Origin of the sequence: Loktanella sp. PT4BL (assembly GCF_003201935.1) — a bacterium.
In the GTDB taxonomy this organism is placed as follows: domain Bacteria; phylum Pseudomonadota; class Alphaproteobacteria; order Rhodobacterales; family Rhodobacteraceae; genus Yoonia.
The window spans coordinates 1-14,072 of sequence record NZ_QJJL01000018.1; the positions used below are offsets into that span (position 1 = coordinate 1).

Below are 14,072 nucleotides of genomic sequence, written 5' to 3' on the forward strand. Positions count from 1 at the left end.
AAACGGTCTCTACAAAACCGAGCTGGTTCATCGTCAGGGACCGTGGCGCAACATGCAGGATCTGGAAATGGCCACCCTCGGCTGGGTCGATTGGTCCAACAACCGGCGCCTGCTTGGACCCATCGGACATCCCGCCAGCTGAAGCCGAAGAGAACTTCTATGCACAGCGCGACGTGCTCGATTTGGTCGCGTGAAATGAAGCTATGGGTCTCCGATAAAACCGGGGCGATTCAAAATGCCGATAATCTGCTCTTCTGTATATCTCGTTCGCTTCATGGTCCGTCCCTTCGTTGAGTCGGACACTAATTCCAAATGGAGGAAAAATCCCGTGGCTGGTCAGGTTAAAGCCAGGAGCAATTTTAGAGATGCCTATAAGGACTTGTTGCAACCTGCGTCATATAACCAACAACCTGCAAAGGGTCATCTCAATATTGACGCCGCCGAGACCGGCGACGCCATTTTTTTCGATAATCCTCAGCGCGTGAAGCTGAAGCCCCCACTGTTGCGGTTCGTGATCGACGTCGTCGATACGTTGCCGGTTGCAGAAGCAAGTACAGTGTTTCCGGTAAGCGTCGACGCTGCTACAGATGTGGCAGAACCGATAGCTGCTAATGTTGCGCTTGTTATCGCTGCCGTCGACGATCCGCCGATGATTTCTTGCTGGCTGGTGGATACCATTGTGCTGGTGCCAAGGTTGGACGAACCTACGTTCTGCAACACGTTAGTCTGCGTGTTGAGAGCCGCCGTCGAGAACACCACGTTATTATTCAAGATAAGGTTTGAAGCGTTGTCTGAGCTTTCGACATTTGCAACAATGTTGGCGGCTGTGTTAATCGCAGAGACACCGACTTCGGTTGCAACCTGACGGCCTGCAACATAGCTTTGCGATCCCTCGATACCCGTTGAGGTCACCGCCGCCACGTTAGTTGCTTCGTTGCCAGATGCTGCTGCGCCGATTTGGTTGTCAGACAATGTTAAGTCTACACCAGCCAACGTACCACCAGATCCAGGAGTCCCTGTCACTCCACTGCCAAATGACACTGTGCCCAGTGTTGTTCTCGCAACAACGTCATCGGCACCGTCAGCTCCTGCAAACTCCTGCAGTGATGCAACACCAACAGATACGCCGTTTATGCCGCTTGTGGTTGCGATACCCCGGTTGGTTGCAGTGTTCCCCGCAGCATCAGACAGGATTGCGTTGTTGCGTAGGACGATATTTTCCGAACTGATGGCTGCAGAAGCAGCTGCAGCATCGACACCCACCGCAACAATACCCTCGGTTGTAGCCGTAATGGAAATATTATCACCATCTGCTGCGCCTTCATTAATCATTTGGAGGTTTGCGACACCAAAGTCGGCAATAAAGCCACCAATTGTGCCGTTGGTTTCTACAGCGATAGACGTCAAGTCACCGGTCAAGACGCCCTGTGCAGGGTTGTCCGCGGTTCCAGCAAATAGGTCATTGACGGAAGTGTTTACAGCAGCGCGTGACGCAACGGTGTTTTGATCTAGCGTAATATCGCCGCTGATTGCACTTGTGTCCGGTGTAGTATTATCCTCTATGGCTACCGTCACATTGCCATAGGCTCCGGCAGTAACTGCAAGCGATGAATCGGCTGTTGCGCCAGGGTTTACTGTTTGTAGGTTAGCAATTGCGGCTGGGCTGTTGAATGTTCCAGTGCCAGCTCCAGTCACGGAGAGGGTGTTCACGACATCGTTTGCGAGAGCATCTGCTACGGCTTCGTTGCCACTGTTGGTAACATCACCAGAAACGATGGGTGAATCCAAAGCAACAGTAAAGTTAACCCCGGCACCTGTTCCGCCAGTGTCTGCTGTAACCCCAACCGTCACGCCACCGCCGTCGCTAGCAAGGCTAGCTGCATTTAAGTCTTGCACGGAAACAATGCCTGATGTCGCGTCAATGCTCGCAAGGGTGCCACCGTCATTAATACCGGTTGAACCTGTGAATGTACCCGCACCATCGTCAGCCGGTGCGCTGATAGTCAGAGTGTTGGTCCCTTGGTTCAGACGTGCTTGGGCCGTGGCAGATTCACCAAAGATTGTCTGATTTGTATCAATATCTGTGTCGTCAGTCTGGTCGATCTGACTGTCAGAAGCAGTAACATCGGCATCAACACTGGTGCCGTCTGCAATTTGGCTTGTAGCGGAAACAAATCCTGCCAATGCATCCGAAACAGACATAGTGCCATCACTCGCATCAATTGTGCTTTGCGCTGATGCAACATTTCCGATACTAACGGCAACAAGGGCGGTGCCGGCAAGCAATGCACTGCGTAAAGAGTTCTTCGTATTTCTCATATTGTATTCCTTCGAGGAGTTATCCAATTCACCGGTATCAAAATGAACGGAGCCCGGCTAATCCGTTCTGATAATTTTAGAAATTAGCCCTAGAGCCAGTTTCTAAAAATTCTCTTGCAAACTTCATTCAAAGTTCACTTGTTGCCGCGCAGCATCGCGCGCCGCTATCACTTGAGGCGGCGCTACCTCACACTCAAAACTTGCCGTTTTTGCGGCTTCACAGAACTGTTCCGCGGTTTTGTCGGGATGCTCAACAACGATAAGGAATGGTCCCTCAGATCGGCCAACGCTCACCAGGTCTGCATTCACAGAAGACAACAACACCTCATTATTTAATCTCATATTTTCCCATTGCGCTTGCGCTACCTCTGAACTTGTTGCTGCGCCGATCACTGCCGCGCTTATGTCCGTTACAGCTTGTACATCTGAGGATTGTTCTTTCGCAGGTGCCGCTGACGGTATTACAGCAATCACAGGTCCCTGATTTTCACCCAAAGAAACTTCCTCAATGGGTGCGTTTTGCGAAGCTGTGTCGATTTCTGCGGCTGACACTGCTGTTTCAGGGTCTGGTGGCCATTTGATCCGCTCAGAAGATGGCTGTGGCCTTGGCTGCTGTCGATCCAAATCAGGCTGCACGCTACGAACGCATGGCTCGTTCGCCACGCCAGAAACAGCCTCTAGTAACTCCAGCGTCGCCAGTTGCAAGACAGAGCGCACAGCCAACTGGGTAGGCTCGGTCATCTGGATACCACCTTTAATGTCAAACAAACGCGTTCCAAAAAAACGGAATATGTCGATGCCAACTTCTTGCCCGATCAATTGTTTTTGCATTGACACGGCGTGCTCGACGACAAGATTGCGGGTGTTAACAATACGTAAATCTACCGCAACATTTATAACTGCATAACGAGCTCGGGCGCCCACGCCACCTATTAGCGCCTCAGCTCCTCCACTGGACAGGTTATGATTTAGCTCTGTAACGCCCCCGACGATGTAATAATCGCTCTGTAAAATTGACCCCCCCATGTAGGGCAGCCAAGGCGCTGGCTCAGCTGATGGAGAGGCTCTGTGCATTTGGCCATCACCAAGCCTTTGACGATCAAGATATCCAAGCTCAAGTTCAGCTATCCTTGGATCAAGGCGCTCGTGAATGCGTACCGATGAACCAATTCCGGCTAACGAGCTATATACCATCAGCCCAGCCCCTTGAGTGACCATCGCTCCTTCTTGATCGCTTAACCTGCCTGTAAAATCTCGTATATCGCCAACCGCAATCGAAAGTGGTGACAACTCTTCTCTGGCCCGCGACAATGCTTCACCATAGCATTGCATAGCATCATCAACTGGTGTGCGATTCTCTGTTACAGTAGCAGTGGCTAAAACTGGTAAGTCTCCAACACCAGCTTCAAGATAGCCGCCCGTTGATACTCCCGCGCATCCAGAAATCAGAAGTATCGCGGAAACAATGACACCCGATAAAAATATCCTCATTATTCAATTCCATGAGCAAGCGGAGGAGCCTGCAATCGAACTGTTGAGGGCGCTGGTGTTAAAATCCTGTTCGTTGCGAGAAACTTGCTCAAGGCTGCTTTGGCTCCCACCTACATTGCCAGTGACGCCCCCTTGTTCCGCTGCACCCACGCTACTCGTTTGGCTTGAACCATTCACATCTTGGGACGTATTTACGACGTTGGATCCGCCGCCACCTTCACCCCCAGCGCTCAAAGCTCCCCCAGCCTCGCCACCAGCTAAGTTTCCAGTAGCTCCTGCGTTCACGTTGGGCGAGTTCAATACGCTAGGCGCCCCTGCCGTGCCTTCAATCACAGAACCACCACTATTACCGATGGTAGTTGCAACCACATCGCAGTTGATTTGATCGCCAGCGATGTTTGTTGTTGTTGTGGAGTTAAAAATAGGTGCTTGAAACTGGCCAGCTGCCTTCCGCTCCATCAAGTCAACAACACCAACCCTCACAGCTCGGTCATTGTCGCTGCGAAACTGATAGCTTGATGAGAATCCAGGGCCAAATCCATCAGCATACCCTATTTGGGAAATTGTAAGGCTGAAGAATGTCGCAAAAACCATCGTGGTGTTCGGCATGTATCGCACTCCCAACTTCGCTAAGGTAGCCGCACCAATCGACGAGCTACTCCATTCAACTACAACCAGTGGCCTCCTCTCGAAATACCACGCACATGGTAGACATCAGCGTTTCATACCATGTGCATGGTAGACTTCAGCGTTTCATACCATGTGCATGGTAGCCCTAAAAATTGTTCAAGTATTCGTCAAACATATGGCGTAGGATCTGTGCGTAATAAACGAGGCAAGGCGGTAGCTTGATGACACACATTTTCGTCCTGGAAGACAATTTTCTGTTACAACGGCGATTGATTGAAATCGTAAGCGAATTTGAAATTTGCACACGTATCAGCTATTCTTCATCAATTCTTGAATGCAAAAAGCAACTACTCGAAGGTGATGTGGATGTTCTGCTCGCCGACCTTAAGCTCCCAGACGGTTCAGGAAGGGAATGCATCAAGCTATTTAGCAAAATTAATCCCAACAGTATTTCAATCGTTATGTCGGCCCTCTCTGATGGTAATTCAATTATCGGGGCTCTCGAGGATGGTGCAATCGGTTACCTCCATAAAGATGATAATTCTCTTCAGATTACTGATGCAATAAAAATGGCTCTGAATGGCCAGTCTCCCATGTCGCCGTCGATTGCATATACAGTTATTTCGCGCATACAAACTTTGGGCAGCTTTCAAATGAAAAAGACAAATAATATTAGTTCACACGGCATTCTCACGCCGCGTGAACTAGAAGTTCTTAATATGATTGCCAAGGGCCTATCTTATTCTGAGACAGCAACCTCTCTTGACATCTCAGAAAAGACTGTGCCGGTCCATATCAGAAATATTTATAAAAAACTACAAGCCACAAACCGATCTGAGGCTGTGTTCGAGGCACGAGCTGCAGGCATCATAGTATGAGTACACGGCAATACGCTAGAATAAAGGTGGGCATTTTAATATGCATCATAATATCTTCGATTTCAATCATGCATATTTTTGCGAGTAAGTTATATGAAGTGAAGAGTTATGATTATTTAGTTTCGTCTTTCACTGGCGCAGATGGTACGGAAAAATCATTTCCAGTCAGCTACTTTTACAATAATAGTGCTGGTAAGTTAGCCGCAAGTGGCGAGTTTTTAGCTTTGCTTACGGAGCATGATGAAAAACACAGTATTTATGTTCCATACTTTGTTGGTAGCTTAAAGCTAAGTGTAGATGGGGTGGTGGTTTATTATCATGACGATGTAAATTGGCCATCTTCTGTAATCTCCAGGAATTTTGCAATCATAGAAATTCCATGGACCACACTGAACAGTCTCACAAGTAATGATGGCATTTTCAGATTTACTTTCGAATTAACAACAGACCGTGGAGGCTTAGCAGCTGTTTCAAAGATGTATGTTGGCAACTCAAGCTTTTTTCAAAAATATGAACTTATCCTGAGTATCTATTTTGACACCCTGAGGACCGCAATGCTTGGAGGTCAAATCAGCCTTCTTCTTCTACTCATATACAGCATACTGACACGCAAAATAGGCTCAGAGGCTTACGCTCCAATAGTTATTTTACTATATTTTACGCTCGGTGGTCTGGGTAAATTCACTGACTATAATGCTGGCTTTGTGTTTGTTGGTCAAATTGGTATCTCGTTGAGCCCTCTGAGCATTGTGGCCTTATTTAAGTTATTTTTCGACATTCATGATCAAAATTTGGAGCGTCCTTTTAGAAGCGCGTATTACTGGTTCGGTGCTGCAACTCTCTTGCCAGCAGTAGTGGCGATTATTTGGGGCTTTGACCTTGTTCAATATAACAAGCTTGTATCTGCGCCAGTATTAATATTAGGGACCATCACACTTTCATTCACCACTATAAGAAGCTATATTTATTCATCAAGACTTGACATTGCGATATGGGCGATAACCGCGTCGGTCACATGCTACGCTGTGTGCTATGATATATTGTTTAGGTTTGGAATTGTTTCAATACCAGCAAACTTTGCATCGATAGCTATGGCAATTTTTAGTATAAGTATCGGAGCAACCTTCGTTCAGCTTATTTTGTCGAAAAAGATAAATTTAACCATAACTAATTTGGAAATGCAAAAAGCATTAAAACATCAAAGCCAAGTATTAGAGGCTGAGTTTAAGCGCACTTCAGATTTTCAAGCGAAGGCTGCGTCAAGAGAAGAAACGGAAAGGTTAACAGCTGAATTACATGATGGCGTGCTAACCTACCTCAGTGTAATCAACTCATTATCTGAGAAAAGTACTGATTCAAAACTTCAACGAATTAACATTCTAAGCCGTAATGCTTTGAATGAAATTCGCATAATCCTCGAAGCTAGGCCGTCAGACGTAGCCTCATTAACAATTGCTTTGAGTGCGCTGCGGGCGCAACTGATCGATCCATTGATTTATCTGGGGATTGAGGTGGAATGGTCGACCTCTGCTTTGCTTGATCAAGGAGCTACCGAGCCCAAAGTTCTCATGGAAATCATACGCATTGTTCAAGAAGCAGTTCACAACGCAGTCATTCGAGGACAGTGCAAGTTCCTTAGTATTGTGGCACAGCGTTACGAAACCGGTTTCTCAATGATAATTATAAATACGGGTGGGCACTCATTCACCGAAAAAAACCGAAAAGGCCTAGGTATTGCTAGTATGATGAACAGATCTTCAAGTATTGGCGCGACTCTCGATATTCAACCAAGAGAGTCTGGCGCAATAGTTACGCTTAATGTCCCAGACTTTCCGTCTTCACAAGGTACTTTACTCCGCCCTGAATAGCACTCATGCTATTTATAATGCTTGTGTAAAAATTGATTTTGCTAGGAGATTATTGTCAAATCTGGACGGGGCGGTAAAAAAGGGCGGACTGGGCGATGGTTTTGACGGCTTTCAGATCTGGCTGCAGTAGTGTCAGTGTTTTTCACGATACGATATCGGAGGAATAAGACCTCAGGCGCGAACTTATGCCGAGCTATGCCCAAAAGTTGGTGACGGTCGTCGTCAAGCGGCGGTTTGAAGTTGCTTGATCCCGTCTTTGAACTCAACCCCCGGATGACTTCGGTCAGACGGTTTGGCCCGGAGATTTTCCTCCACTTCTTCTTGGCTGACATCATCAGCCTGAAGACCATAGCGAGGGCGGTTTTGCGGTTCAGGCAGCCCTTGGTTTTCCGGGTGCGATTGCGGACCGTGGCAAAGACACTTTCGATCGGGTTCGTGGTCCGGATGTGCTTCCAATGTTCAGCTGGGAAGTCGAAGAAGGCCAAGAGTTCGGTCCGATCTTTTGCAGGCACAGCGTCGCCTTGGGGTAATTGGCCTCATAGGTTTTGATGAAAAAATCGAAGGCCTTTTCAGCTTCTTCTTTGGTTTCGGCCTGCCAAATGTTGTGGGTCGCGGCTTTGGCCTTTGGCTACGACAGCTCGGGCAGGCGCTCTGCCGCTCGCCCGGCGCGCTCGCGCCTCAGATTGAGGAGAAAGAGAGGGATGCCAAGATGATGAGGCTTGTCGCTGCCAAGCGGCGCACCCATCGCCGGGCAAGCATAGTTTTCCACATCAGCGGCGTCCTTTTTTCCAATTATTTAGGCGGGCATAAACTGCCGATGACAAGTCCGGCAGGACCGAAGGCAATCAGGATGTAACCGACTGTGAGTTAGGGCACGACCAGCAGAATTGGGATTTGCGCTTCGGCCAGCACGTTGTCAATGCAATGGAAGCCAAACAACCAAGCAATGCGCAGACCGCGATCTTAAAAGTTATACCCAATATTGAGACCAAAGCCGAGCGCCGTATTGTTTTGAAACTCCGTTAAACCGTCGTTGGCGTCTCCAAGCACGGCATATTCAATACCACCTGTAATTTCAACGGCGTCTATGGTGTAGCTTCCACCGATACCATAGCTGGCAAAACCGTCTGCCGGTGCAAGACGGGACGAAATACCGCCTTGGGCATCCTCGTAAGTTACACGAGCAAATACAGAAAGATCATCACTTATGCGGCGTCCGACGCCAAGCCGGTATGTGTAAACGTCATCGCCCAGCCCTGTGACCCTGTCACCTGTTAGGCCTTCATAGACGCTCGGACGGACTTCCCAGACGGACCATTCGCTCCAGCGGATGCTGCCGAACACCAACGTATCGGCGGCCACGCCTGACTGGAAGTCAAGCGTGACAGATTGTGGCATCTCGATGTCGAAAGTGCCTTTGGCACTGTCGGCCCCGATGGCTGGAAGTGTTTCGCTTGAACCGAAATCATGTGTCAGACCGCTTTCATAGGTCAGCGCGACACGAAGTGCGATTTCAGGGCGTTCATAGGCTGCGCCGATGATATAGCCGACCTGTGTGTTCTGATCGGTCTCGGCGCTATAGCCCAGCGCGCCATCGGGCGACTGGACTAGTGCAATCGCAGTTTGTAGCGCGTCGGGGAGAGGGTTTATCGAAGGAAGTGGATCAGGAATCTGGCTCGCGATACCGGCACGTATCAACTGGTCGGGGATCATGATCTCGGCCTTCGACTGTACCGCGCGCAGACCGCCATAGACAGCAATTCGGGGTGCGGCTTGATACTTGACAACTGCTGCCGCTTGATTGCTTTCCCAAATTGCGGTCAAACCCTCATAAAAGCCCGTCGTGTATTCTGCGTCAGCTCCGAAAGGTTGGTTAAGAAACACAGCAAGGTCGATCTTGTCTGTAATACCGTATTTGAGCGCGAAACCAACTGAGCTGTAGCTGTTGGCCATATTCTCGGTCGATCCGCCGCCGACGGTATTAGGAAAATCACCGCTAACCCCCGGTGTCGTCGAAGAAAAGGACAGCTGTGCGTAGTTGCCGTCTTCGAACAAAACCGAATAGGCGTTTCCTGTGCGGTCAAGCCCGCCTGCTTGTGCGATACTGGTAGTGAGCAGTAACGCAGACCCAAGTGCTATGGAGCTTTTCATCTATCAGAATCCCGCTTTAATAATATCCGTTTCGTAACTCATGATGCAGTGCAGGTAATTCAAAGTCATCGTGTCAAAAGATACTCACAGGGCGAAACGGAAAGTAAATGGAGGCATTACAAGAGATTTTGCGTGGCGAAATAATGGGGGCATCCTGATGATAAAGACGCTTGCTGCGTTGCTTGTGAACATCACCGAAAGGGCGATTCCGAGGGGGGAATATCCGCCGTTTGTGCAAAAATTATTTTGGCAAAAGCCACAAAATGCTGCTGCCCTCAAGACCGATGAAGACGGTCGAGCGTGGCCAGCATGCGACCTGATCCGCCAGCACTACGGCGACCAAGCTACCAGCCGGTGGACAGGCTCAGCAGGCCGATGACGATGTCATTGAACCGTTTGAGAAGCTCAAAGGGTTTGTCACCTGCGGCAAGGTTCTCGCGCGTTCCGTCATCCGTCGATTCATTCCACTGTCAGGTTGCCGTCGGTCATCATCGCGCGGCCACCGGCCAGCGCATAGTTGCCGCCCGATCCCATGGCGGCAATGTCATGTTTGGGTGTCAGCACCTCGCCCGCACCGGTGATGACGAAAAGGTCTTTGCCGTCGCTGACGATCAGCATCGCTTCCAGTGTTTGCAGGTATTTTTTGGTGCATTAGTCTTTGCCTTTTCTAGTTAATTTAGACCGATCGTAGGATAGGGTATGCGCATCCATTTAATCGATAGAGCTTAGATTCCATATCCATGATGCGCCGCCAGTGACTGTGCGGACCCCGACACATCCATACTACACAAGCCCGCGCTAGCTACTTCAGCACTGAATACTCCGCGAGCCATATCGATGGTGTGCCCACGAGACAGCTTGAGCAGCCTAACATTCTAAGCGCCCCGATCACGAATAGCTCAAACCTTGGCAGGTGTGGCAGCGCTACAGCTGCTGCAGAGCCAAACAGAGAATACACCACTTTCGTCTATAATCCTGCGCTCAACCCGCGCCGCTCGCTCAGCGGCATCAATCGCATCAAGGATCTCGGCCTGCGAGGCGTTGAACGCCACAGCGTCCGCCGCGCTGTCGGTACGATGGTTCAACCCCGTGGTACTGTCGTGCCAGACAAAGGCATCAAAGCCCGCGAGATCGTCCTGCGCTGGATCCACCACCTCCCATGTCTCTGCACCGCCCTCGTCAAACCGCACCCCGTTAATCACGCGCGCCGCGGCATGATCGCGGCGCAATTCAGCATAGCGGCTTCGGTCATGGGCCCGCGCTGCTTCCAGCGTTTCATGCAAATGCCCGTCTGCCGTGCGGAATAGGTCCTCTTCGATATGATCCCCAAAATACATGATGGCCTCGGGGCGGTTGCGCAGATCATAGCACCACTGCAGCCAGCCCTGGGCGGTGTCATGGCCGGGTTCACCGCTTTGGGCGGCGTCGACCTCCAGCTGGTCCATCATGCCAAGCATCAGCTGATAGCCTTGCGCGTAATCAAACTCGGTCACGCCGGCCTGCCCAAACACGCGTTCCAGCACGGCGTAGGCGCCGTCACAGACGCCCATGTCTTTGAAGAACTGTAGAGATGTTTTCATCCGATTGCTCCGTATGCGCGATCTGACCCGCCGAGCCAGGTGACCGCATGGCCGTTTGTTTTGATGGCCTTACCACCAGCACCGCCGGGATTGCCGCCTTCCACAGCGGTGAAGTCAGTCAGGTTCTGCGTTCCAGAACCACCCGCAGCGCCCCATCCACCGCCGCCGCCAGAGATCGGTTTCACCGGCGTGGTCGAGTTATCAGAGGTATTTAAGTTGACATAAACCACAAACGCATCGCCCTTTCCGGGCTGCCCTGGCCCGCCGCCAGGTGCTGCAAACACCGTATCAAACGCGGCCCCAAAAGGAGGGGTCGGTCGATAATCCGGTTCACCAGCTACCACATTTGGAGTCTGCCGGGTGGTATTCGTGAACACTTCGCCTAAACCGCTACCGGTCCCCGGCAGAATGCGTCCACCACCCTGACCCGATATCCCGCCAATTTTTTGTGGACCACCTCCGCTGCCACCACCCATGTCTCATCCTCCTAAAGACCGCCGCCTGCTGTGGCTCCGGCACCGCCCGCGCCGCCGGCACCGCCGTGGTTTGGAATCGTTGCTCCAGCCCAGTTGTTGGAATTTGTTGCCACTGATCCCGGCTGACCGATCGCACCACCGAGGCCAAAGGCGCCCATCACAAGGCTTGATGTGTCGCCGTAAGGCATGGCCCCGCCGCGGCCACCACCAGCACCACCGCCACCGGGGCTGTGCACAGGCGTGACAAAGAAAGCGAGAACGCTGCCGGTTGACGCAGCCCCACCGCCACCGCCGCCGCCAATATACCCTGTGGCATTATCAATGGTGATTGGGCCGGTCAGACCAATCGCCGGGCCACCTGATGTCGGTGCGACATAGCTGGTGCGGTCGGTGAGCTGATAGCCTCCGTCGCCACCTTTGCCCATAATGAAGCCACGGTTGACCAGGGTCAGCCCGCCAGGGAAGGCCCCGCCCATGTCGAGGGCTGGCGTTGTGGTGTTATCCGACCAGATGTAGATGCCTGCGGCCACCGTCACCTCGACCTTGCTCGTGCCATCCCAGCCCTGCCCTTGCAGATAGGTGTGCAGGTGCAGCTCCTGTTGATGGCTGGTGATCGTATGGGTGAACTGGGCAGATTTACCGCGCAGCGTGCTGAGCCCGATGGCACCAGTGGCCACGCCCGCCAGCCCGCGCACCTCCGCGTCCCCAAGCGAGATCGTAGTGCCAGTGGCTCGGCCAAGCTCGGTGTTCACCTGGCTGAGCGAGATCGGACCTGTCAGTGGAAGCGCCATGGTTTACGGGCTCCCAAAGGCGGTAACATCGCCCAGCAGTGTCAGATTGCCGGAGCCGTCGAGCGTCATCACGTCAACGCCGTTGTAGCGGAAGGTCAGGCTTGATCCCGCGGCATGGGCCGTAAACGCACCCCAACGTGCGCCGACCTCGACGATCTCCTCGCTGCCGTCGGCGCGTTTCAGGAACAGCTTGCCGTCGCGGGTATTGACTGCCAACTCGCCCAGATCCAGCTGCGCCGTGGTTGGCACCTTTGTGGCAATGGCGGATCGTTTCATACGGATTGTGCTGGCCATGGGACCTCCTGGGGTTCAGCCTCTTGTCAGGGACGGATGACATGGAACTCAAAGCAGGGCTTAGAACGTGCCGCCATCAAGCGAGATGCCGGTGATGCTTCCGCCTGTGATCGCCACTGCGTTTGCCGCTTGCGTTGCAAGGGTGCCGAGCCCGAGGTTGGCCCGCGCCGTCGCTTTATTCGGCAAGTCTGCGAGGTTCGATGCTGCAGCCAGTTTGCCGGCCAGCCCATTGGTCACCGTGGTGGCAAAGTTGGGATCATCGCCCAAGGCAGCGGCCAATTCGTTCAACGTGTTCAACGCGCCGGGGGCTGCATCAATCAGTGCGGCGATGGCGGCCTGAACAAAGGCGGTGCTCGCGATCTGGGTTGTATTGGTGCCGCTGGTCGCCGTCGGCGCGCTTGGCGTGCCGGTAAAGGCAGGCGAGGCAAGTCCGGCTTTGCCATCAATCGCGGCTTGTAGGCCGGTGATCTGCGAGATCGCATGGCTATGCGCTGCGGGCGCAAAGGTTGAGGGTTTGCCGGTGACACCCGCCCAAGGCACACTGTCTGCCATCTCAGCCGCGTCGACCTTGCCGTCGTTATCCGCATCATAGGCAGATTTAAGCATATCCCCCGCGCCAAAGCCTGCCAGTGCGGTTTGCACAAAGGCCGTCGTGGCCAGCTGGGTTGTATTTGTCCCGCCGGTGGCCGTCGGTGCTGTGGGCGTGCCAGTCAGTGCTGGTGATGTCAGGGGCGCCTTTGCGATCAGCGCCGACTGCAACCCCGTGACATCGGCGATGCTATGGCCGTGCCCATCAGCAGCTTTGCCATCAAGGGCGGACTGCAACCCGCTCACCTCCGAGATCGCATGACCGTGTGTTGCCGCCGCTTTACCCGCAAGCTCTGCATCGAATTGCGATTTGCGCACAAGATCGGTGCTGCTGCTGGCGTCCTGGCTCGACTTGGGCGCAACCGAGAAGGTCTTTGCGCCACCAATGGTCTGGCTCCCAACGCGGGCGACAAACCCGCCTGAGCCGGCAAGCGGCACGATGGCTGTGGCATTGCCTGCGCCATCATCGCCTTTGCCGATATAGAGCGTATCATCCACCTCGTTATGGGCGACCTCGCCGGATTTGAGCGCGGCGGGCGCGCCGGCATTGCCTGCCTGGCGACGTTTGAACTGGATCGTATTGGCCATCAGAAGAAGCCTCCGTTGATTGGGGTGTTGGTGGGCAGGATGGTGATGCCGGGATCGCCCTGATCACCTTTGTCACCGGGTGGACCAGCCTTGCCCTCAGGGCCTGGCTGGCCGCCAAGGCGGATGCGTAATGGCCCTGTGACCACCCGGACCTTGATGGGGGCGGTGATGGTGATGGGCCCTGTTTGCGAGATGGCGGCACTCATGGGGCAAGCCCGCGCGTCACCGGCAGGATGACCGGCAGTTCCAGAAGAAAGCCCAGATGCAGATCGGGTGCGAGATCGGTGCGCACGAGGTCCAGAACGACACGCCCGGGGGCGAGCCCGGCGGTTTGCTCGGGGCGTAGCGCCAGTTCCAGAACCGTGTCGCTGATCCGTATGATCCCGTAATCGGCGCTGGTGAGCGTGGCCAAGACTTC

At 52.8% G+C, this 14,072-nt stretch carries 13 protein-coding genes and 4 pseudogenes; 4 read left to right on the plus strand and 13 right to left on the minus strand.

Features of this window, described 5'->3' with window-relative positions:
- Window positions 1-194, plus strand: a pseudogene (locus C7964_RS19160) (IS3 family transposase); the annotation flags it as partial.
- Window positions 195-474: 280 nt separating this feature from the next.
- Here the strand turns inward: C7964_RS19160 and C7964_RS19165 are convergent.
- From C7964_RS19165 to C7964_RS19815, 3 genes are all read right to left on the minus strand, one after another.
- On the minus strand, window positions 475-2,319 hold the full coding sequence (locus tag C7964_RS19165) for a YadA family autotransporter adhesin (RefSeq protein ID WP_110281164.1): 1,845 nt from the start codon (window positions 2,317-2,319) through the stop codon (window positions 475-477).
- Window positions 2,320-2,442: 123 nt separating this feature from the next.
- Window positions 2,443-3,810 (minus strand): CsgG/HfaB family protein, encoded by a 1,368-nt coding sequence (locus tag C7964_RS19170; protein ID WP_110281165.1) that lies wholly within the window; start codon window positions 3,808-3,810, stop codon window positions 2,443-2,445.
- 3 nt (window positions 3,811-3,813) lie between these two features.
- Window positions 3,814-4,419, minus strand: coding sequence for a hypothetical protein (locus tag C7964_RS19815; protein WP_146214900.1), 606 nt, complete (start codon window positions 4,417-4,419; stop codon window positions 3,814-3,816).
- 242 nt (window positions 4,420-4,661) lie between these two features.
- On the opposite strand from C7964_RS19815, the gene C7964_RS19175 reads away from it, so the two are divergent.
- Both C7964_RS19175 and C7964_RS19180 read left to right on the plus strand, forming a co-directional pair.
- Window positions 4,662-5,318, plus strand: a complete 657-nt coding sequence (locus tag C7964_RS19175; RefSeq protein WP_110281166.1) for a LuxR C-terminal-related transcriptional regulator — start codon at window positions 4,662-4,664, stop codon at window positions 5,316-5,318.
- Between the two features lie 68 nt (window positions 5,319-5,386).
- Window positions 5,387-7,186: a sensor histidine kinase gene (locus C7964_RS19180; protein ID WP_146214901.1), complete on the plus strand. Its 1,800-nt coding sequence runs from the start codon at window positions 5,387-5,389 to the stop codon at window positions 7,184-7,186.
- 222 nt (window positions 7,187-7,408) lie between these two features.
- Here C7964_RS19180 and C7964_RS19185 read toward each other — a convergent pair.
- Window positions 7,409-7,811 (minus strand): annotated as a pseudogene (locus tag C7964_RS19185) (transposase); the annotation flags it as partial.
- 338 nt (window positions 7,812-8,149) lie between these two features.
- Window positions 8,150-9,337, minus strand: a complete 1,188-nt coding sequence (locus C7964_RS19190) for an outer membrane protein transport protein (RefSeq protein WP_110281168.1) — start codon at window positions 9,335-9,337, stop codon at window positions 8,150-8,152.
- A gap of 157 nt (window positions 9,338-9,494) precedes the next feature.
- On the opposite strand from C7964_RS19190, the gene C7964_RS19195 reads away from it, so the two are divergent.
- Window positions 9,495-9,716, plus strand: a complete 222-nt coding sequence (locus C7964_RS19195; protein ID WP_110281169.1) for a hypothetical protein — start codon at window positions 9,495-9,497, stop codon at window positions 9,714-9,716.
- Window positions 9,717-9,796: 80 nt separating this feature from the next.
- Here C7964_RS19195 and C7964_RS19200 read toward each other — a convergent pair.
- The 8 genes and pseudogenes from C7964_RS19200 to C7964_RS19235 form a co-directional block, all read right to left on the minus strand.
- Window positions 9,797-9,985: pseudogene (locus C7964_RS19200) on the minus strand (Ntn hydrolase family protein); the annotation flags it as partial.
- Window positions 9,986-10,236: 251 nt separating this feature from the next.
- Window positions 10,237-10,917 (minus strand): hypothetical protein, encoded by a 681-nt coding sequence (locus C7964_RS19205; protein ID WP_110281170.1) that lies wholly within the window; start codon window positions 10,915-10,917, stop codon window positions 10,237-10,239.
- Entirely contained in the window at window positions 10,914-11,393 is a 480-nt protein-coding gene (locus C7964_RS19210; RefSeq protein ID WP_110281171.1) for a hypothetical protein, read from the minus strand. The genes C7964_RS19205 and C7964_RS19210 overlap by 4 nt, the downstream gene beginning before the upstream one ends.
- An 11-nt stretch (window positions 11,394-11,404) precedes the next feature.
- Window positions 11,405-12,184, minus strand: a complete 780-nt coding sequence (locus C7964_RS19215; RefSeq protein WP_110281172.1) for a hypothetical protein — start codon at window positions 12,182-12,184, stop codon at window positions 11,405-11,407.
- A gap of 3 nt (window positions 12,185-12,187) precedes the next feature.
- Entirely contained in the window at window positions 12,188-12,478 is a 291-nt protein-coding gene (locus C7964_RS19220) for a hypothetical protein (protein WP_110281173.1), read from the minus strand.
- A 60-nt stretch (window positions 12,479-12,538) separates the two neighbouring features.
- Entirely contained in the window at window positions 12,539-13,654 is a 1,116-nt protein-coding gene (locus C7964_RS19225; protein ID WP_110281174.1) for a phage tail fiber repeat family protein, read from the minus strand.
- A complete protein-coding gene (locus tag C7964_RS19230) occupies window positions 13,654-13,860 on the minus strand; it encodes a hypothetical protein (RefSeq protein WP_110281175.1) in 207 nt (68 codons plus the stop codon). Before C7964_RS19230 ends, C7964_RS19225 begins: the two co-directional genes overlap by 1 nt.
- Window positions 13,857-14,072 (minus strand): annotated as a pseudogene (locus C7964_RS19235) (hypothetical protein); the annotation flags it as partial. The gene C7964_RS19230 and the pseudogene C7964_RS19235, both read right to left, overlap by 4 nt.

Bases quoted from the DNA above. Each gene is read 5' to 3' on its own strand.
- C7964_RS19165 (WP_110281164.1), bottom strand. From the start codon at position 2,319: ATGAGAAATACGAAGAACTCTTTACGCAGTGCATTGCTTGCCGGCACC.
- C7964_RS19170 (WP_110281165.1), bottom strand. From the start codon at position 3,810: ATGAGGATATTTTTATCGGGTGTCATTGTTTCCGCGATACTTCTGATT.
- C7964_RS19815 (WP_146214900.1), bottom strand. From the start codon at position 4,419: ATGCCGAACACCACGATGGTTTTTGCGACATTCTTCAGCCTTACAATT.
- C7964_RS19175 (WP_110281166.1), top strand. From the start codon at position 4,662: ATGACACACATTTTCGTCCTGGAAGACAATTTTCTGTTACAACGGCGA.
- C7964_RS19180 (WP_146214901.1), top strand. From the start codon at position 5,387: ATGCATATTTTTGCGAGTAAGTTATATGAAGTGAAGAGTTATGATTAT.
- C7964_RS19190 (WP_110281168.1), bottom strand. From the start codon at position 9,337: ATGAAAAGCTCCATAGCACTTGGGTCTGCGTTACTGCTCACTACCAGT.
- C7964_RS19195 (WP_110281169.1), top strand. From the start codon at position 9,495: ATGATAAAGACGCTTGCTGCGTTGCTTGTGAACATCACCGAAAGGGCG.
- C7964_RS19205 (WP_110281170.1), bottom strand. From the start codon at position 10,917: ATGAAAACATCTCTACAGTTCTTCAAAGACATGGGCGTCTGTGACGGC.
- C7964_RS19210 (WP_110281171.1), bottom strand. From the start codon at position 11,393: ATGGGTGGTGGCAGCGGAGGTGGTCCACAAAAAATTGGCGGGATATCG.
- C7964_RS19215 (WP_110281172.1), bottom strand. From the start codon at position 12,184: ATGGCGCTTCCACTGACAGGTCCGATCTCGCTCAGCCAGGTGAACACC.
- C7964_RS19220 (WP_110281173.1), bottom strand. From the start codon at position 12,478: ATGGCCAGCACAATCCGTATGAAACGATCCGCCATTGCCACAAAGGTG.
- C7964_RS19225 (WP_110281174.1), bottom strand. From the start codon at position 13,654: ATGGCCAATACGATCCAGTTCAAACGTCGCCAGGCAGGCAATGCCGGC.
- C7964_RS19230 (WP_110281175.1), bottom strand. From the start codon at position 13,860: ATGAGTGCCGCCATCTCGCAAACAGGGCCCATCACCATCACCGCCCCC.